18 protein-coding genes are annotated in these 18151 nt (G+C 66.0%); 10 read left to right on the top strand and 8 right to left on the bottom strand.

Features of this window, described 5'->3' with window-relative positions:
• Nucleotides 1-56: 56 nt before the first annotated feature.
• Nucleotides 57-3572 carry a ligand-binding sensor domain-containing protein gene (locus ACPYOD_RS03470; protein WP_481300339.1) on the bottom strand — a complete coding sequence of 1172 codons (3516 nt, stop codon included), beginning with the start codon at nucleotides 3570-3572 and terminating at the stop codon, nucleotides 57-59.
• Entirely contained in the window at nucleotides 3562-4341 is a 780-nt protein-coding gene (locus ACPYOD_RS03465) for a response regulator (RefSeq protein WP_481300338.1), read from the bottom strand. Before ACPYOD_RS03465 ends, ACPYOD_RS03470 begins: the two co-directional genes overlap by 11 nt.
• Nucleotides 4342-4565: 224 nt before the next feature.
• Between ACPYOD_RS03465 and ACPYOD_RS03460 the strand changes: the two genes are divergently transcribed.
• Complete coding sequence (locus ACPYOD_RS03460; RefSeq protein ID WP_481300337.1) at nucleotides 4566-5489, top strand: LysR substrate-binding domain-containing protein; 924 nt, start codon at nucleotides 4566-4568, stop codon at nucleotides 5487-5489.
• Nucleotides 5490-5564: 75 nt separating this feature from the next.
• The gene (gene chrA, locus ACPYOD_RS03455; RefSeq protein ID WP_481300336.1) at nucleotides 5565-6749 is read left to right on the top strand and encodes a chromate efflux transporter; all 1185 of its coding nucleotides are present in this window, start codon (nucleotides 5565-5567) and stop codon (nucleotides 6747-6749) included.
• Nucleotides 6750-6756: 7 nt separating this feature from the next.
• On the opposite strand, the gene ACPYOD_RS03450 is transcribed toward chrA, so the two are convergent.
• Nucleotides 6757-7620, bottom strand: a complete 864-nt coding sequence (locus ACPYOD_RS03450) for an NmrA family NAD(P)-binding protein (protein WP_481300335.1) — start codon at nucleotides 7618-7620, stop codon at nucleotides 6757-6759.
• Between the two features lie 117 nt (nucleotides 7621-7737).
• Nucleotides 7738-8172 (bottom strand): acetyltransferase, encoded by a 435-nt coding sequence (locus tag ACPYOD_RS03445; RefSeq protein ID WP_481300334.1) that lies wholly within the window; start codon nucleotides 8170-8172, stop codon nucleotides 7738-7740.
• A 53-nt stretch (nucleotides 8173-8225) separates the two neighbouring features.
• On the opposite strand from ACPYOD_RS03445, the gene ACPYOD_RS03440 reads away from it, so the two are divergent.
• Nucleotides 8226-9173, top strand: coding sequence for a LysR family transcriptional regulator (locus tag ACPYOD_RS03440; protein WP_481300333.1), 948 nt, complete (start codon nucleotides 8226-8228; stop codon nucleotides 9171-9173).
• 36 nt (nucleotides 9174-9209) lie between these two features.
• On the opposite strand, the gene ACPYOD_RS03435 is transcribed toward ACPYOD_RS03440, so the two are convergent.
• A complete protein-coding gene (locus tag ACPYOD_RS03435) occupies nucleotides 9210-9848 on the bottom strand; it encodes a glutathione S-transferase family protein (protein WP_481300332.1) in 639 nt (212 codons plus the stop codon).
• Nucleotides 9849-10018: 170 nt separating this feature from the next.
• On the opposite strand from ACPYOD_RS03435, the gene ACPYOD_RS03430 reads away from it, so the two are divergent.
• Genes ACPYOD_RS03430 through ACPYOD_RS03420 form a run of 3 tightly spaced genes read left to right on the top strand, consistent with a single transcriptional unit; the run spans nucleotide 10019 to nucleotide 11402 of the window.
• Entirely contained in the window at nucleotides 10019-10333 is a 315-nt protein-coding gene (locus tag ACPYOD_RS03430; protein WP_448101297.1) for an ArsR/SmtB family transcription factor, read from the top strand.
• On the top strand, nucleotides 10330-10770 hold the full coding sequence (locus ACPYOD_RS03425) for an SRPBCC family protein (protein WP_481300331.1): 441 nt from the start codon (nucleotides 10330-10332) through the stop codon (nucleotides 10768-10770). Before ACPYOD_RS03430 ends, ACPYOD_RS03425 begins: the two co-directional genes overlap by 4 nt.
• A complete protein-coding gene (locus ACPYOD_RS03420) occupies nucleotides 10767-11402 on the top strand; it encodes a glutathione S-transferase family protein (RefSeq protein ID WP_481300330.1) in 636 nt (211 codons plus the stop codon). The genes ACPYOD_RS03425 and ACPYOD_RS03420 overlap by 4 nt, the downstream gene beginning before the upstream one ends.
• 12 nt (nucleotides 11403-11414) lie before the next feature.
• Here the strand turns inward: ACPYOD_RS03420 and ACPYOD_RS03415 are convergent, their stop codons facing one another.
• Nucleotides 11415-12314, bottom strand: a complete 900-nt coding sequence (locus ACPYOD_RS03415) for an SDR family oxidoreductase (protein WP_481300329.1) — start codon at nucleotides 12312-12314, stop codon at nucleotides 11415-11417.
• A 98-nt stretch (nucleotides 12315-12412) separates the two neighbouring features.
• Here ACPYOD_RS03415 and ACPYOD_RS03410 point away from each other — a divergent pair, with 98 nt between their 5' ends.
• On the top strand, nucleotides 12413-13234 hold the full coding sequence (locus tag ACPYOD_RS03410; protein ID WP_481300328.1) for a helix-turn-helix transcriptional regulator: 822 nt from the start codon (nucleotides 12413-12415) through the stop codon (nucleotides 13232-13234).
• 6 nt (nucleotides 13235-13240) lie between these two features.
• Here ACPYOD_RS03410 and ACPYOD_RS03405 read toward each other — a convergent pair whose 3' ends face one another.
• Entirely contained in the window at nucleotides 13241-14179 is a 939-nt protein-coding gene (locus tag ACPYOD_RS03405) for an AraC family transcriptional regulator (RefSeq protein WP_481300327.1), read from the bottom strand.
• 95 nt (nucleotides 14180-14274) lie between these two features.
• Between ACPYOD_RS03405 and ACPYOD_RS03400 the strand changes: the two genes are divergently transcribed.
• Complete coding sequence (locus tag ACPYOD_RS03400) at nucleotides 14275-15318, top strand: SDR family oxidoreductase (protein ID WP_481300326.1); 1044 nt, start codon at nucleotides 14275-14277, stop codon at nucleotides 15316-15318.
• 52 nt (nucleotides 15319-15370) lie between these two features.
• Nucleotides 15371-16270 (top strand): NAD(P)-dependent oxidoreductase, encoded by a 900-nt coding sequence (locus ACPYOD_RS03395; RefSeq protein ID WP_481300325.1) that lies wholly within the window; start codon nucleotides 15371-15373, stop codon nucleotides 16268-16270.
• On the opposite strand, the gene ACPYOD_RS03390 is transcribed toward ACPYOD_RS03395, so the two are convergent.
• Entirely contained in the window at nucleotides 16256-17167 is a 912-nt protein-coding gene (locus ACPYOD_RS03390) for an AraC family transcriptional regulator (RefSeq protein ID WP_481300324.1), read from the bottom strand. The two genes, ACPYOD_RS03395 and ACPYOD_RS03390, sit on opposite strands and share 15 nt — an antisense overlap.
• A gap of 104 nt (nucleotides 17168-17271) precedes the next feature.
• Here ACPYOD_RS03390 and ACPYOD_RS03385 point away from each other — a divergent pair, with 104 nt between their 5' ends.
• Nucleotides 17272-18024 carry an SDR family oxidoreductase gene (locus ACPYOD_RS03385; protein WP_481300323.1) on the top strand — a complete coding sequence of 251 codons (753 nt, stop codon included), beginning with the start codon at nucleotides 17272-17274 and terminating at the stop codon, nucleotides 18022-18024.
• Nucleotides 18025-18151 lie beyond the last annotated feature (127 nt).

Below are 18151 nucleotides of genomic sequence, written 5' to 3'. Positions count from 1 at the left end.
GGCTCGCGCGAACGTTTGCCGGAGGGGACGGATAGCCGTCCTTCGCAAATGTGAAATCAGCCGGCGGCGCCGGTTTCGTCATCGGTGACAGGTTCGACGAGGCGCATCACGCAGGTCATGAACTCCGCCGCGGTGGCCGGCTTGAGCAATACGTCGTCGAACTCGAGCACGCCGCCTGGGGGACGTCGCGGTGCCAGTGCCGCATAGAGAAGCACCGGCACGGAGGGATCGACCTGTCGTATCGCATGCAACAGCCGCCACCCGTCACTGCCGGGCAGGCGTTGCTCGGTGACGACCAGCGCGGGCAACTCCCGGCGCACTGTTTCGAGCGCGGCGGCCGCGTCGGCGACCGGAATGCTTTCGAAGCCATAGCCATCGAGCAGGTCGCACAGTACGGCACGGCGTGCCGCATGCGGTTCCACCACGAGGATCGCCCTGCCCTCGCCGTCCACGTCGCCGATGTCGCCGCCCGCCTCGAGTTCGGCTTCGAGTTCGTCTTCGTCCGCCGTCTCGAATTCCGCGCCGAAGCTGAAACGGCTACCGCTACCGGGGGCAGACTCGGCGTCGAGGTGCGTACCCATGTGCTGCAGCAGCTGCACCACGATCGCCAGGCCCAGTCCGCTTCCTTCGTGCTGCGTGGCGTTCTCGCCGCGCGTGAACGGCTGTTGCAGGGATTCGAGCGCCGCCGCATCGATGCCGATGCCCGTGTCTTCCACCGTGAAGACCAGCCTGACGCGTCCCGCGCGCTCGGGCACGGCATCGACGCGAAACACGACCACGCCCTCATGGGTGAACTTCGCGGCATTGCCCAGCAGATTAAGCAGCACCTGGCGCAGACGCCGGAAATCCGCGACCACCACGGCGGGCAAGCGCTCGTCGAAGCGGCATTCGAAGCGGTTGCCATGGCGTTCCACGAGCAGCGAGGCCTGTTCCGCCACGTCGTGGATGAATCCGTGCAGATAACCGGGCTGCGGTTCGAGCTGGAGACCGGTCAGCTCGCCCCGCGAGAACTCCAGCAGGTCGTCGATCAGTTCCATCTGCTGCCGTACATGGCGCTCGATGATCCTGGGATAGTCGCGCCCGGCGTCGCCGACACGCCAGCGGCGCACCGCGTTCATGATCGCGCCCAAGGGCGCGCGCAGGTCGTGGCCCACGTGCGCGAGCAGCATGCGGCGGGCCTGGAGGGATTGCCGCAGCTCCGCCGTGCGCTTCTGCACCACACCTTCGAGGCGCTGCGCGTGCGCGATGAGCAACCGCGTGCGCCAGCGCCAGGCCAGCGCGATGAGCATGAGCGCCACCACCGCTTCGCCGGCATAGGCCCAGGGCGTGAGCCACCACGGCGGCGACACGGTCAAGGTCAGCGTGACCGGTTCGGACTGGCTGCGCCGGTTCACGTCGACGGCCGCCAGCTCGAAGCGGTAGTCCCCGGGCGGCAGCGACGCATAACGGACCTCGCGTTGCGCCGTGTCCACCCAATCCCCGTCGACGCCCGAGAGGCGATAGCGGAAGCGCACCGGATGGCCGGCGCTGTTGCCCGACGCGCCGAAGCGGAGCACGAGCGCCGCCGCATTGCGGAATGCGACGGTGGCAGCCGGCGCCACGTCATGGCCGCCGTAGCTGGAGGCGAGCAACAGCGGACGAATCTGCCGTGGCGCGAGCAGCTGTTCGGGGTCCAGCACATGGGTGAGGCCGATGGGGGCGCCGATCCATACGGTGCCGTCGTCGTCCGCGAAGAACGCCCCGTGATTGGTCTCGTCCCACAAGAGGCCGTCGCGCATCGACAAGCGGACCCATGCCCCGTGGTCGAGCACGTCCACACCGTTTCCGCCGCCGGCCCAGAGGCGGCCGCGGCGGTCGGGCCGCAGGAAATAGAAGCGCGTATCCGCGAGCAGTGGATCGTTGACCGGCGCGACGGTCACATCGTCACCGTCGCCCACGCTGCCCACGAACAGCCCGGGTTGCAGTGAGCTCAGCCAGAGGCGACCGTCCGGCGTGACCGCCACGTTCTCGTAACCTCCCGACGATTCCTCCGGCAGCACGCGCACGCGTGTCCAGCCCTGGGCGTTGCGGCGGTAGAGGCCGGAACTGCAGGCGGCCCACAGACGGCCATCGGCGTCCTCCGCCATGTCCGAGCACATGGTCGACTGGATGAGTGAAGGCGCGGCAGGCTTCACCTCGCGGGTGGCGGGATCGACCTCGTAGAGGCCACCCAGCGTGTACGCCCAGAAGTGGCCCGCACGATCGAGCAGCGCGCCGCGCACGAGATACGGGAGCACGCCCATCTCCGTCGTGCGCTTCGTCGCGGGTTCATACCTCAGCACGCGCCCGTCGAACAGGAAGAACCAGATCGCACCCTCGCGATCGGCGATCACCGCGTGTGCCTGGTTCGGTGGCGGCACCGTGAGCGGCCAGCGATGCGCGCGCCCTTCCTCCGGCACGATCACCTCGCCGCCCGCTTCACCCGCAAGCCAGATCGAATGGGCATCGCCCCGCGCGATCGACCAGACGAGACTTCCGCTCAGGCCCTGCGCCGCGGTCCAGTTCTCCACCGCGTCCGCGCTGCTCCAGTAATAGACGCCGCGGCCGTACGTGCCCATCCAGATCATGCCGTCCTGGTCGGCCACCATCGACGAGATGCCCACGTCGGGCAAGCCGTTGCCGGGCTCGTAGAGTTCCCACCTGGCCCCGTCCCATCGCGCCACGCCGACGTCGGTGCGGGTGAGGATGCGCCCCGCCCTGTCCTCGACGATGTCGATGCTGGACGCCGCGACTTCCGTATGACCGCCAGGAATGTCGTGCACCGTGAATTCCGACGCACCGGCGGCAAGACGAACGACGTTACGGATGCCGCGCGCCCAAAGGCTGCCGTCCTTCGCATCGAGCAGACCCAGCCATTTGTCGGCCGGCACACCTTGTTCGGGGCCATATCGCGTGAGCACACCATTGCGCACCCTGCAGAGGGTGCTGCCGCAGCCGAACCAGGTCGTGCCGCTGCGGTGGAGTACGGCCGTCGTGTCGCCCTGGCCCGTCTCCGCCGTGGGTGCCAGCGGTGCGGCGGTCCAATGGCCCGCGGTGTCCTGCGTCAACCGCAGCAGGCGGTGCCGGCTGACCGCCAGCATGCCGCCGCGGCCATCGGCGGCGAGTGTCTGCCCACGGTCCGCGAAGAACGGCTTATCGTCGGGCTTGACCCATTCGAACTTCCCATTGCGCCCGCGCCGCTGCAAGCCCGCGCGGGAAGCCACCCAGAGATGGCCGTCCGAATCCTCGTCGAGGCCGATGACCTCCGACGTCTGGAACCCTTGCGGCTGCCCGACCGCGTTGAAGCCGAGGCCATCGAAACGGTAGAGGCCCTTCTCCGTGCCCACCCAGAGGAAGCCGTCGCGGTCCTCGTACATGCGCACGACGGACAGGCTGGTGAGGCCGCTGTCCTGCGCGTATACCGTGAGCGGCAACTGGACAGCCGAGGCCGAAGCGACGGCATCGCGCCATCCGCAGGAACATACGATCAAGAGTGCCGCGAAGAACCGGCACCACGCCGCGAACCCCCGTCGCACCCCATGCTCAGCGGTCACGATGATCCATTTCTACGACTTCCTGCCGCGCGGACCGTCGGTACTGGCTGGGCGTGACGCCCAGGCGCTCCCGAAAAGCCGTGGTGAAATTGCAGGCGCTGCGGAAGCCGATGTTCTCGGCAATCTCCTGCATGCCCAGCGTCGTATCCAGGAGCAGTTCCCGGCTCTTGCGCAGCCGCTCCTCGCGGATCCAGGCGAAGACCGTCATGCCCAGCTGCTGCCGGAAGATCGACGACAAGCGCTTGTCGTAGGTGCCGACCGCCGCTGCGATTTCCTCGAGCGTAAAGGGCGACGAAAGGCGCTTGCTGATCAACCGCATCGCGGCGCGCAGCACCACCTCGTCGCGCGAAGGCGCGCCGGCGGGGGCCTCGTCGGGTACGTCCGCCCGCCGCGAGAGTCGCAGGTGGATCTGGATGCGGGCCAGAAGCTCCGCCGGCTCGCAGGTCTTGAGGATGTAGTCGACGGCACCGTGGTTGAGCCCTTCCAGGCGTTCTTCCGGACTCGAGGCGGAGGTCAGGAACAGGATGGGCGTTTCCCTGGCGCGTGGCAGCTCCTGCAACAACCGGCAAAGGGCGAAGCCGTCCATGCCAGGCATGCGCACGTCGAGGAGGATCAGGTCCGGAAGCAGCGACTGCGCGCGCTGGTAACCCTGCTGGGCAGTAGTGGCCAAGGTGACGCGCCAGGACTGGGCACGAAGCGCCAACAGCAACTCGCGGATGTTTTCCGGCGCATCGTCGATAACCAGGATGTGACGGTCCTGCTCGGACATGGTTCGGTCCCCCTGCGGACATGCGTGGCCAAAACGTGAAGGGCTGCGCATTTTCGGAGGGAGTATATGCCTTCCGTGTGACTTTTTTCCGCTCCAGCAAAGGAAAGTGTCGCCCGTCCAAATGTGACGTGCGTCACACCTCGATAACATGGCCGTTGGCACGCATGGGGTGCCGTCACGGCGGGAGTACGCATTTCCCGACTAGTCTGCCGGGGATGCAGGTAATGGAACGAATCAATAACCTCAGCGATCTGTTCCTGCTGGTGCAGGTGATCGAGGCCGGTGGGTTTTCCCCCGCCGCCGCACGGCTGGGCACCACACGGTCGTTGCTCAGCCGTCGCATCATTGCCCTCGAAGAACGTCTCGGCGCACGCCTGCTCCACCGCAATGCGCGGCAGTTCGCCGTCACGGCGACGGGCGAGCGCGTATACCGTCATGCCGCCGCCATGTGCGAAGCGGCCAGCGCCGCGGAACAGGCCGCCACCCAGCCTGGCGCACCGAACAGCCTGGTGCGCATCGAGGCACAGGGGCTGCTCTCGCCCCTGGTGGCCGAACTCGTGCCCGGGTTCGCCGCCATCCATCCGAAGATCCGCCTCTCGCTGAGCACCGGCGGCAGCGACTTCGAGGCGCTGCTTCTCCAGCAGGCCGATGTGATCTTCAGCCTGCGCGAAACCCTCCCCGACAGCGGGGACATCGTGGCGCGATCGCTCGGCGACGTGCGCCTCGTCACGGTGGGCAGCCCCGACCTGGTCCGCCGCCTCGGTGCGCCGGAACATCCGGCGCAGCTGGACGAAACGCATTGCCTCAGCTACGCCAGCGAGACGTCCGGCTACTGGATGTTTCGCGGGCTGGCGCCACGCCGGCGCAACGGCCGCATGGCGTCCGCCGACCTGGGCGCCCTGCTCAGCGCCGCGCGCGCCGGCGTCGGCTTCGCCCAGTTCCCTCTTTATATGGTGGCCGACGATCTGGGGAACGGACGGTTGCGCACCATCCTGGAACCCTTCGAGCCGTCGCCCCTGCCGCTGCATGCCCTCACCATGTCGGGCCGCATCGTGAGCGACGTGACGCTCAACTTCGTGCGTTTCGTACAGAAAAGCGTGGCGGCGATGAGCGAACGCTGGGAACACCTGGTACCGGCGAGCATTTAAGCAAGCGCGCGACACGCCCCCCGTGCTACATACCGTCCGGTTCCGTAGCGACGGTGACACGAGTGCCGATACCCCATGCCGCGTAACAACGCACTGGAAGTCTTCCTCGTCTTCCTGCGCCTGGGCCTGACCTCGTTCGGCGGACCGATCGCCCATATCGGTTACTTCCGCGCCGAATTCGTCGGGCGGCGGCGCTGGCTGGACGATGTCGCCTTTTCCGACCTGGTCGCCCTCTGTCAGTTCCTTCCCGGCCCCGCGAGCAGCCAGGTCGGCATGTCTCTTGGGCTGGCGCGCGCCGGATGGCCGGGACTGCTGGCTGCCTGGATCGGTTTCACCCTTCCGTCCGCCGTGGCGATGATCCTCTTCGCCTACGGCGTGGCGCAGTACCAGGACATCGCGCAATCGGGCTGGGTCCATGGCTTCAAGGTGGTGGCCGTCGCGATCGTCGCGCAAGCGATATGGGGCATGGCCCGGGTCTTGTGCCCGGACCGCCCACGAGCCGCCCTCGCGATCCTCGCCGCGCTGCTCACGACCCTGCTTCCTTCCTCCATCGGGCAGATCCTCGCCATCGTCGTCGCCGGTCTGGCCGGGCGCTGGCTGCTGAACATCGAGCAGCCAGTCGGTGGCCATGCCCACGGCTACCGCGTGTCGCGCCGGATCGGTGTCGTGGCGCTTTCGCTTTTCGCGCTGCCCTTCGTCGTTCTCCCTGCCTGGGCGGCCGTGACCGGTTCGCCGGTGCTCTCCCTGCTGGCGGGTGTCTACCGCGCGGGTGGACTGGTTTTCGGGGGCGGCCACGTGGTGTTGCCTCTGCTGCAGACCGCCGTGGTACCGAGCGGCGCCGTGAGCAACGCGGATTTCATCGCCGGTTACGGCGCCGCCCAGGCCGTGCCGGGGCCGCTGTTCACCTTCGCCGCTTACCTTGGCGCCGTGGCCCAGTGGCCACTGCATGGCTGGACGGGTGGCTTACTGCTCCTGGCAACGATCTTCCTCCCCGCGTTCCTGGTCCTGGCCGGTGCGTTGCCATTCTGGGAGTCGCTACGCGAACGGCGGGGCGTACGCATGGCCATGGCCGGCGTGAACGCCGGTGTCGTGGGTATCCTGGCGTCCGCCTTCTACGACCCCGTGTGGATCAGTGCCATCCATGGCAAGGCCGACCTGGCGCTGGCGATCATCGCGTTCGGCCTGCTCGCCTTCGGACGCGCACCGCCCGTATTGGTGGTGGCATTCGCCGGACTGTTCGGATGGATCGCCGCGATGTGATGCCCGCTCACCCGGCGCCGGCGACAAGCTCCCTCAGCACCGTCTCGAGCGTGACCTCGCCTTTGCGGATGGCGTCGCGGTCACCCTCGAAATCGATCCATCCTTCGTTGAAGCCGTCGATCATGCGCATCCGCGGTGCCGGCTGCCGCATGCCCTGCGAGCGGAACAGCGACTCCCAGGTATCGCGCGGCACGGCCTCCGCGTGTACGGACCGATGCAACACCTTCGCGAAAGCGGCCGCGATGTCGTTCGGCGCGACGCGCGAGGGCCCTTCCAGTTCCACGACACGGCTACCGCTCCAGGTGTCCTGCAACAACCCGGCGGCGATGCGCCCCACGTCTGCCGTGGCCACCATCGGAATACGGCGGTCGAGCGGCTGAAGGAAACTGGCGATCGTGCCTTCACGCGCCGACGGAACGTCCCACGCGGCGTTCTCCACGAACCAGCCAGGGCGAAGGAATGTCACCGGAATCGGCAGGCCGCCCAGTGCCTGTTCCATGCGCGTGAGTTGCGTCAACAGGTTTTCCTGCATGGCCTGCGCGCCGATCGTCGACAGACACACGACCTTGCCAGGTCGCGCCGTCAGCAACGCTTCGCGCACGGCGCTCACGACGGCGGCCGACTCCGGGAAACCCGGACTGGGATCGAACACGGGCGGGATCAGGATGAATACGCCGTCCATGCCGGTGAACGCCCGCGTCAGGGCACCTGCGTCGGTCATGTCGGCCGTGGCGATGTCACAGCCTTGCTCCACCCATTGGCGCGCCCTGCCCGGATCGCGTGCCACGGCGCGTACGTCCTGCCCCGCCGACAGCAATGTGCGAGCCGTCGCGCCGCCGACCTTGCCGGTGATGCCAGTGATGGCGAACATGGTTTGCTCCTTTCAGACGACTGAGGGCGCCCATGATCGGTGCCTGTGCAAACGACTGAAATGGCATGAATGTCAGTACACCGATGACTCGGTGTCACTAATCTCACTGGGGAACTATCAGGAGCGCCGAAGGTGAAGCAAAGGATAAGGGCGGCCTTGTCCATCGACCTCGGAGCGTCCCGTCTGCACAAAGCCGAGGTGACTGTAGAAGCCAACCGCTTGGGCGTTCTGTTCGTTTACATCCGTGTAAATGACCGGATGCAGGGAACATGCGTGTTCCACCAATGCCTTGCCAACGCCCTTTCCCCTGGTCGCGGGATCGATGAACAACGCTTCCATGCGCGCGCCGTCAAGTAGCATGAACCCCACCGGGCCGTTGGAATCGTCAACGGCAAGCCACAAGGGAGCACCTGGCAAAAAGCCTGCTACCTCTTGCTCGATCTCCTGGCGATCCTCCGCACTGAGAAAATCATGGGTAGCATCGACCGCATCACGCCATATCTGCATGACGCGCGGGCCATCGCTCATTTCCGATTTGCGGATCATCATCATGTGGCCTGCTATCACGAGGCAGAACGTCTCAGGGAACCACGAATCTTATCACCATGACCCAAAATCGCATGCGCCCCATAGGCGATAACCTCTCCAGCGGCATCGGCGTTTTCGCTGCCGTCGTCGACACCGGCAGCTTCACCGCGGCCGCCGACCTCATTGGCATCTCGCCGCCTGGCGTAAGCCGCGCCATCGCCCGCCTCGAACAGCGCTTGAAGATTCGGTTGTTCAACCGGACGACGCGCTCCGTGTCGCTCACCGAGGAAGGCCGCCGCTTCTACGAGCAGGTGATGCCGCATGTCATCGGCATGGAAGAAGCAGCGGCGACGGCGTCAGGCGATGCGGCCGCGGTGCGGGGGAACCTGCGGATCAATCTCGATCCGGTGACGTCCGGTTTCCTGCTCGGCGCGCCCCTGTCCGCGTTCATGGACCGGTACCCCGCGCTCTCGCTGGAGTTCTTCTCGCGGGATCAACTGGGCGACATGGTGAGCGAAGGCTTCGATATCGCCCTGCGTTTCGGCGAACCGCGCTCGTCCGGCCTCGTCGCGAGGAAACTGCTGGAAACCGCGGTCGTCACCGTGGCCTCGCCCGCCTACCTCGCCCGGTATGGCCATCCGCGGGATCCCCGCGAACTGGGCAAAGGACGGCACAAATGCCTGGAGTTCCGCGACCCCGCAAGCGGAAAACCGTTCCAATGGGAATTCCACAGCAAGCGCAGGAAGCAGGTGGTAGAGACGAACGGCAGGCTCACCGTGAACGATCCGGACGCGCTCATACATGCGTGCGTCTCGGGTACGGGTATCGCTCAGATGCTCATGCTGGCAGCCGCACCGCTGATCCGCGAAGGACGCCTGGTGAATCTCTTCCCGACGTGGGCGGACGAACGATTCCCGTTGTACGCCTACCTGCCCTCCAGGCACTACGTGCCGGCGAAAGCGCGCGCGTTCCTGGACTTCGTCGTCGCGTTGAGTAATGACGAAGCGAACGGCACGCGGCGATGAACGCGCCGCGGCCGTCTCGGCGCAACGCGTAATCAGCTAAGGCGCATTGACCGCCAGCTGCGCCGCGAAGGCGCGCTGATACGCCGGGCGCGCTTCCCCCCGGGCGACATATGCATCCAGCGTCGGGAACTCGGCAAGGATGCCTGACGGTTTCGCCCTGAGTAGCACCGACACCATCAACAAGTCGCCTGCGCTGAAGTCCCCGTCCAACCATTCGCCGTCGCCCAGCCGTGTTGCGAGCTGCCGGAACTTCGCACGGATTCGCTCCACCACCAGTGGCAATCGTTCCGCCGCCCATGGCTTGTCGCCTTCCTGGAACTTCGCGATCGACAAGTCGAGGATAGGCGGCTCCACAGTGTTGAGCGCGGCGAACATCCAGGTGATGGCGCGAGCCCGGGCTTGGGCATCTGTCGGCAACAGCCCGCCATGACGGTTGGCAAGATGAAAAACGATGGAACCTGTTTCGAAAAGGCAAAGCCCATCGTCTTCGAAGGTGGGGATCTGGCCGAACGGATGACGGCAGAGATGCTCGGCTTCCTTCATCGCCTGGAACGACACCAGGCGGACCTCGTAGGGCTGGCCCACTTCCTCCAGCGCCCAGCGGACGCGCGTATCTCGCGCCAGACCCTTCCCGCCGTCCGGCGATTTTTCAAAGGCGGTAATGACGATGCTCATTGCGACGTTCTCCTGGTTCGCCAGCCTGATCGACTCGATACTTACACGACGAACGAGCAATTCGAAAATCGACATTCACCAGGGGCCGGGAGATATTTTCCCAACGCACTTGACGTGCGCCTCGATCAGGGGAAATACTTCACTACATGGTGAAGTATCAATCCTCGACCATGGATCGCACATTCGCCGCGCTGGCCGATCCGACGCGCCGGGCCATCCTGCTGCGGCTCGAGCAAGAGCCGGGGCTCTCGGTGAGCGAATTGGCCCGTCCGTTGGCGCAGAAGCTGCCGGGGATGATGAAGCACCTGGATGTGCTCGCCGACGCGGGCCTGATCACCCGCACCAAGGCCGGCCGCACCGTGTCGGTCCATCTCGCCGTCGAACCGATGCGCGAAGCCATGGCATGGCTGAAACGGTACGAGCGTTTCTGGACCGCCAGCCTCGATCGACTCGTCGCATTCGTGGAAAAGGACAACGAGCCATGAGCAGCAACCTGCCCAGCGTGACCATCGTTCGCCGGATCAAGGCACCGCCTTCGAAGGTGTATGCCGCGCTGACGAAACCGGAACAGATGATCCAGTGGTGGGGTCCCGACGCCGGGCCTACCTTACGCGCCGAGGCAGACGTCAGGCCCGGCGGCCGCTTCAACATCGTGTTTCGCCTGCTGGACGGCAGCGAACACAATCCCACGGGCATCTACCGCGAAGTGGTGCCCGACACGAAGCTGGTTTTCACCTGGGTATGGGCCGATTCGTCGAGCAAGGAGTCGCTGGTGACCTTCCTGCTCAGACCCATCGACGAGGGTACCGAATTGACCCTGATCCATGAGCACCTTCCCGACGAAGCATCCCGCAAGGGTCACGAAGCCGGCTGGATGGGCCTCGTCGACAAACTTTCCCATTTTCTTGGAGTTTCCGCATGAGCCGGCTCGTTATCTGGACATATGACTGGGTGCCCGAAGGTCCGCGCGGTTTCGTGCGCGACTTGCGGCTGAGGTGGGCTTGCGAGGAAGCCGGGCTCGACTACGCCGTGCGGACGGTGCCGTTGGATCCGAAAACCGCGGACCACTTCACGCACCAGCCCTTCGGACAGGTGCCGTTCCTCAACGATGGCGAACTCGAACTGTTCGAAAGCGGCGCCGGCCTGCTGCATCTCGCCCGGAAAAGCGAAAAGCTCATGCCGACCGATCCGGCTGGCGAGGCAGAGACGCTGCAATGGACAGTCGCGGCGCTCAACTCCATCGAAATGGTCTCCGTTCCCTGGTGGTTCCTCGGATTGAGCGGCACCGAAAACAACCCCCTGACGGGATGGCTGCAAAGCCGGCTCGATCACATCGAGGGCGTGCTAAAGGAACGGAAGTGGCTGGCCGCGGATCGCTTCACCGTGGCGGACCTGCTCATGGCCGACGTGCTTCGCGTGCCGAAGGTTCGTTCCTTTGGCAACCGGCCCGCCACGGAAGCGTATGTCGCGCGGATCACGGAGCGTCCTGCCTTCAGGAAAGCCCACGCCGACCAGATGGCGCATTTCGCGGCCGGGGATACCGCCCGCGCGTAAGTCGCCGGCCTGTCAGGCCGGCACCTCCACGTAACGCGCCTGGTCGAGGTCGGAAATGAGCGTCGGCCCTTCCGGCCGCCATCCGAGGCGCGCCTGGGTCAAGGCACTGGATGCCGGCATGTCGATGGTGACGAACAGCGCCATCCAGCCGAAGTGTGCCTGCGCTTCCTCGCGCGGAATGGACACGACCGGCAAGTTCAAGCCGCGTCCCAGCGACTCCGCGATATCGCGCGCGCTTACGCCTTCCTCGCCTACCGCGTGGTACCTCGCACCGGCCTCCCCTTTCTCTATCGCGAGCCGGTACAGGCGTACAACGTCGGACAAGTGACCCGCCGCCCAGCGATTGCGTCCGTCACCCACGTACGCACACGCGCCTTTCTCCCGTGACACCTGGATGAGCGGCGTGATGAGACCTTGCCTGTACGGGTTGTGCACCTGCGGCAGGCGCATCACCGAAACATTGACGCCTTCGTCGAGCAGCGCATTGCCGGCAAGCTCGGAGGCGATGCGGGGATTGGGATGCTTGAGGTTGAAGACGTCCTCGCTGGCGGGCTTGCCGTCGTCACGGCTACCCATGCCCGTTCCCGACGTGATGAGCAGCGGCCTGTCGGAGCCTTTCAACACCGAACCCAGCGCAGCGATGGCGCGCTTGTCCTTTTCGCAGTTTTCCGCGAAGCGCGAGAAGTCGTGGTCGAACGCGACATGGATCACGGCGTCGGCGTTGGCGGCACCGCTGCGCAGGCTGTCCGTATCTTCGAGCGTACCTCTGTGCACCGTGGCACCGGCAGCGGCGAGCGCCTTCGCTCCCTCATCGGAACGGGTCATTCCGATCACCTCGTGACCGGCCTGCAAGAGTTCGGGCACCAGTGCAGAGCCGATGAAGCCGGTAGCGCCCGTCAAAAAGATTCGCATCTGAAGTCTCCTCGTTGATCGACGAGGTACGATGCGATCTTCCGTTATCCTGTTGAAGTAGTGACGTTATCCTGGTAAAGCGACTAACAGGCAGCACGATGTCGACAAATGCCGTCCAGACGCTGGGCGATTTCCTGCGCAGCCGCCGCACGCGACTCGACCCGGCCAGTTTCGGGCTCGCCGGTCGCAGGCGCACCGCCGGCCTGCGCCGGGAAGAAGTGGCCCAGCGCGCCAACATCAGCACCACCTGGTACACATGGCTCGAACAAGGCCGCGGTGGTGCGCCGTCGTCGGAAGTGCTCGACCGTCTTTCCACGGCCCTGATGCTGACCGACACCGAACGGGAGCACCTCTTCATCCTCGGCCTGGGGCGGCCGCCCGAAGTGCGCTACCGTGCCGTCGAAGGTGTAAGCCCGAGGCTGCAACGCGTGCTCGACAGTTTCGGGACGAGCCCCGCCATCGTGAAGACAGCGACCTGGAACGTGGTGGCATGGAATCGCGCGGCGGCCATCGTGCTCACCGACTACGGCACCCTGCCCCCGGGCGAGCGCAACGTGCTCCGCTTCCTGTTCGGCAACCCCGAGGTACGCGCGAAGCAACACAACTGGGAGCGCGTGGCGCGCTTCGTGGTGGGCACGTTCCGGGCCGACGTGGCACGCACCGGCATCGCCTCCGAAGTGGGCGACCTCGTCGACGAACTCTGTCGCAGCAGCCCGGACTTCGAACGGATGTGGCGCGAGAACCACGTGCTCGGCCATAGCGACGGCGAGAACGTGAAGCGTCTGTTGCACCCCGTGTTCGGCCCCATGGACATGGAATATTCGCTGTTCGGCGTGGATGGCCGGCCGGACCTCGGCATGATCGTCTACACGCCGCTGGACGCGGATCTCATCCGGCGCATTCGCGAGGCGATGGTGTAGCCGGCATCATGCATCCTCAGGCTGCTGTCCGATCCGGTCGCATTCGTCACGGTACGACCCCGGCGACCTGCCGTTGGCCCGCTTGAACGCGTTGCTGAAGGCACTCTCCGACGCGTAGCCGACGGCACTCGCGATTGAGGCCACGGATGCCTTCGCGTCGTCGCGCAGCGCGTGCTCGGCCAGCCGCATGCGCCACTGGGTCAAGTAAGCAAGCGGAGCGACGCCTGCAACCGTGCGGAAACGCTCGGCGAAGGTGGTCCGCGACATGGCGCAAACGCCTGCGAGATCCTCGAGGCGCCACGCCCGCGAAGGGTCTTCGTGCATCAGGCGCAGAGCGGGTGCGATGCGCGGATCGCCCAGCGCCCGCAGCCACCCGCGACCTTCGCGATGCCCTTCCGCCAAGTGCGCCCGCAGTATCTGGATGAAGAGCAGTTGGGCGAGTTGCGCGGAGGCAAGCTCGGCGCCCGGGAGTTCGGACTGCCGCTCCTCGACGAGACGGTCGAGCAGCCAGCGGAACGTTCCTGCTTCGGGCTGGTCCGCCCGCACGTGAATCCAGGGCGGCAGCACGTCCGCCAGGAGCCGGCCGCTGGACCGATCGAGCAGCACATGCCCGCCGATGTGCGCGAAGTCGCCGCCGTCGCCCAGTTGCGGCGGCCGGCCGGAGGCGGAGAACAATGTCATCGCGTCCACCGGTGGAACCTGCGGGTCGCTGCGCAGCACGAACGCGCGTGGCGCGGAGAGCAGCCCTACGTCGCCCGTGGCGAAACGGATGGGAGCCTCGCCATCGAGCGTGACCCAGCAATGTCCCTTCACCACGGCGAAGAACTTGACGGTCTTGGGCACCGGGAAACGGATCGCCCAGGCACCACCCGCGGTGAACCCGCCAGTGACGAGCGTTTCCGCCCGCGCGAGCTTGAGTATCTGGGAAAACGGATCCACAGCCATGCCGTATTCTCGCGCAACTATTACGTATTCTGAAGCATTCAGCGTCCGGCCTTCTTTCTCTATCGTCCGTGCCACCCACCTGCATCGGCACGGCCATGACATCGAGCAAGACACTGGAAGACACGCAGGTACTCGTGACCGGCGGCAGCGGCTTCATCGCGCAACACTGCATCCTGACTTTGTTGCACGCCGGCTATCGCGTGCGCACCACGCTCAGGTCGATGTCGCGCGAGGCGGAGGTTCGCGCCAACCTCCGCACAGGCGGCGCGGAACCCGGCGAACGGCCTTCGTTCGTCGTCGCCGACCTCACCGCCGACGATGGCTGGGTGGACGCCGCGGCAGGCTGCACGTATGTGATCCACGGCGCGTCGCCGACGCCATCGGGCGACCAGGTACGGGCGGAGGACTGGATCAGGCCCGCGGTGGACGGCAATCTGCGCGTGTTGCGTGCCGCGCGTGCCGCAGGTGTGCGCCGCGTGGTGCTCACCTCCGCCTTTGGCGCCATCGGTGTCGGACACAAGCCGCGTAGCCGGCCCTTCGACGAAACGGACTGGAGCAACCTCGATGGTCATGTGGCTCCCTACCAGCGCTCGAAGACGCTCGCCGAGCGCGCGTCCTGGGAGTTCGTCGCACGCGAGGGCCAGGGATTGGAACTTGCCACGGTGAACCCCACCACCGTGCTCGGCCCGGCGCTCGGACCCGATTACTCGCATTCGATCCGCCTCATCAAGAACATGCTGGACGGCCAGCCTGGCTGCCCCCGGGTCAATACCTGCGTGGTCGACGTGCGCGACGTCGCCGACCTGCACCTTCGCGCGATGACCGACCCCGCCGCCAACGGCGAACGCTTCCTCGCCGCCTCCGGCGAAAGCCTTTGGCTGGTCGATATCGCCCGGCTTCTGAAGGAGCGCCTGGGCGACGACGCGAGAAAGGTGTCCACGCGACGGCTGCCCGACATGCTCGTCAGGCTGGTTGCGCTCTTCAATCCGGCCATGACGGGCCTCGTGCCGCACCTCGGTGTCGTCATGAACGCCAGTTCCGAAAAGGCGCGGCGCCTTCTGGGCTGGACACCGCGCTCGCGCGAGGAAGCGATCGTGGCTACGGCGCAGAGCCTCATTCGCCTCGGCCTGGTCGATTGAACCGGACTTCGACAGTAACGCTAGACTTCGACGCACAGCCCAGGAGGCGCGAATGACTACGGCGACGTCGATCGGCTTCATCGGCCTCGGCACCATGGGATTGCCGATGGCCCTCAACCTCGCTCGCGCGGGAACGTCGCTGGTTGTGTGGAACCGCTCCCCCGAACGCTGCGAACCGCTGGCTGCTACCGGCGCGGCGGTTGTCGCTACTGCGGCCGAAGTCTTCGCGCGGTGCGAGACCAGCTTCCTCATGCTTGCCGATGAGGCCGCGACCGACGAAGTGCTCTGCCGCGGAACGCCACGCTTTGCCGAACGCATCGGTGGCCGGCGCATCGTTGCGATGAGCACGGTTGCCCCGAGCTATTCGCAAGCACTGGCGAGCGACATCGTGGCGGCCGGCGGGCGGTTCGTCGAGGCTCCGGTGTCGGGCTCGCGCAAGCCCGCGGAAGCAGGCGAACTCGTCGGCATGCTAGCCGGCAGATCGGAAGATCTCGCCGAGGTGCGGACACTTCTTGCCCCCGTCTGCAAGGAGTTTTTCGATTGCGGCGCCGTCCCCGGTGCCTTGCGCATGAAACTCGCGGTCAACACCTTCCTGATCACCATGGTGACGGGCCTTGCCGAAGCGGCTCATTTCGCCGAGCGCCTCGGCCTCGATGTAGAACGCCTTGTCGCCATCCTCGACGCCGGTCCGATGGCGAGCAACGTCTCGCGCACGAAAGCGTCGAAACTCGCGCAGCGCGACTTCGCAAGGCAAGCCGGTATCTCGGATGTGCTCAAGAACAGCCGCCTGATCGTCGAGGCCGCACGGGAAGCGGGTATCGCATCGCCGCAGATGGACGCATGCTTCGCCCTTTTTCGTGAGACCGAGGCCCTGGGCCTCGGCAGCGAGGACATGGTGGCTGTCGTCCGGGCGATCGAGCAACGGACGACGGCCGGATCAACTCGCGGGTAACGACTGCTCGCGCGCGTAGCGCGCCGGCGGCAGCCCGACATGGCGCGCAAAGGCGACGCTGAACGCGCTGGCGGATCCATAGCCGACGCGCTCGGCGATCTCGGCAATGCCCACATCGCCGCGCCGAAGCATCTTCTTGGCCAAGGCCATCCGCCAGCGCGTCAGGTATTCCATGGGAGACAGACCGATCGCGCGGCTGAAGCGCTCGAAGAACGCGGAACGCGACAGCGCCGCTTCCTTCGCAAGCTGCGCGACGGTCCAGGGTCTTGTCGGGCTTTCGTGCATGAGGCGGATGGTGGCGGCAAGGCGTTCGTCGGCAAGGCCACGCACCAGACCGGTCGAATCCGGAAGCGTGGCGGTGGACCGCAGCGCTTCGATCAGCAGCACTTCAAGCAGGTGCGCGAGGATGACCTCGCGTCCGGGACGCTGGTTCTGGAACTCGTCCCTCACGAGTTGCACCAGGATGGCGAATCGCGGCTCGCCACGCACGTGCACGAGTTGGGGAAGCAGCGATACCAGCAAGGCCGCGTCCGGCGAGCCGAAGCTGCAATGGCCTGCAAGCATGCGGAGGTCGACAGGGCCTTCCAGATGACCGATGCGGAATTCGCCCGGTGCTATCGCCACGGGCATGCTTTCCGGGGCGTCGGGTGGCATGGGCTCGACGCTCGACATCGCCACGCCATACGCGGCGGGAACCAGCACGAAATCCCCGGCGCGCAGTTCGATCGAGTCACGCCCGTCGAGCTCGAGCACGCAGGCGCCTTCGAGAACGACGCAATAGAACGGGTGGCCCGCGTCCGAGCGGCTGACGCGCCAGGGACCCGCGCCGGCGACGAGCTTCGAGTAACCCGCGCTCGGCTGGAGCAACGTCACGACTTCCGCCAGCGGATCGATCATGTTCGGACTTCCGCTAATCATTTACGGACTGAGGATTATAGAGCGTCCGCCTCGCGCCATCTATCTTGTCGGTGGTCCACCTTACCCCCTCAAGAGAGAGCCCCATGAAATCCATCCTGATCACCGGCTGCTCCTCCGGCTTCGGCCTCGAGATTGCCAAGCACTTCCTGGAGCGCGACTGGAACGTGGTCGCGACGATGCGCACGCCACGGGAAGATGTCCTGCCCCGTTCCGACCGCCTCCGCATAATCGCGCTCGACGTCACCGACCCGCAGAGCATCCGTCGTGCGGTGGAAACCGCGGGGCCGCTCGACGCCGTGGTCAACAACGCGGGTATCGGTGCGGCGGCACCGTTCGAAGTGACGCCAGTGGAGACGATACGCCAGGTGTTCGAGACCAACACCTTCGGCACCATGGCCGTGACGCAGGCGGTTCTGCCGCAGTTCCGCGAGCGCAAGGCCGGCGTCGTGGTGAACGTCACATCGAGCGTGACGCTGAAATCGCTTCCATTGCTGTCGGCCTATACGGCGAGCAAGGCGGCGGTGAATGCATTCACCGCCTCGATGGCACTCGAACTGGCGCAGTTCGGCGTGCGTGCCCACCTGGTGCTGCCGGGGCGCTCGCCGGAAACCCCCTTCGCCGAGAACGCACGCTCCAACGTGCAGGGCCTCGACCACGACGCCTATGCCGAGCTGGTGCAGGGTTTCATGGGAAGCCTGAGCGCCGATGGCCCGCTGACCCGCAGCAAGGACGTGGCCGAAGCCGTATGGCGTGCAGTCACCGACCCGTCGAGCACGTTGCGCATTCCGGCAGGCCCTGACGCCATCGAGTGGGCCTTGGCGCGCGCCCTGGGTTGACGAGCCTTGTGGATGACGATCCGCCGGATATATGATTCGTATACGTTTCATATAGATCAGAATCCATGGGCATCGTAAACATCGACGACGAACTGCACGACCAACTGCGCAAGGCAAGCGCCGTGTC

The sequence above is a fragment of the Luteibacter sp. HAY1-4A genome, from assembly GCF_056755355.1.
This window is presented reverse-complemented; position numbering and strand designations above follow the sequence as displayed.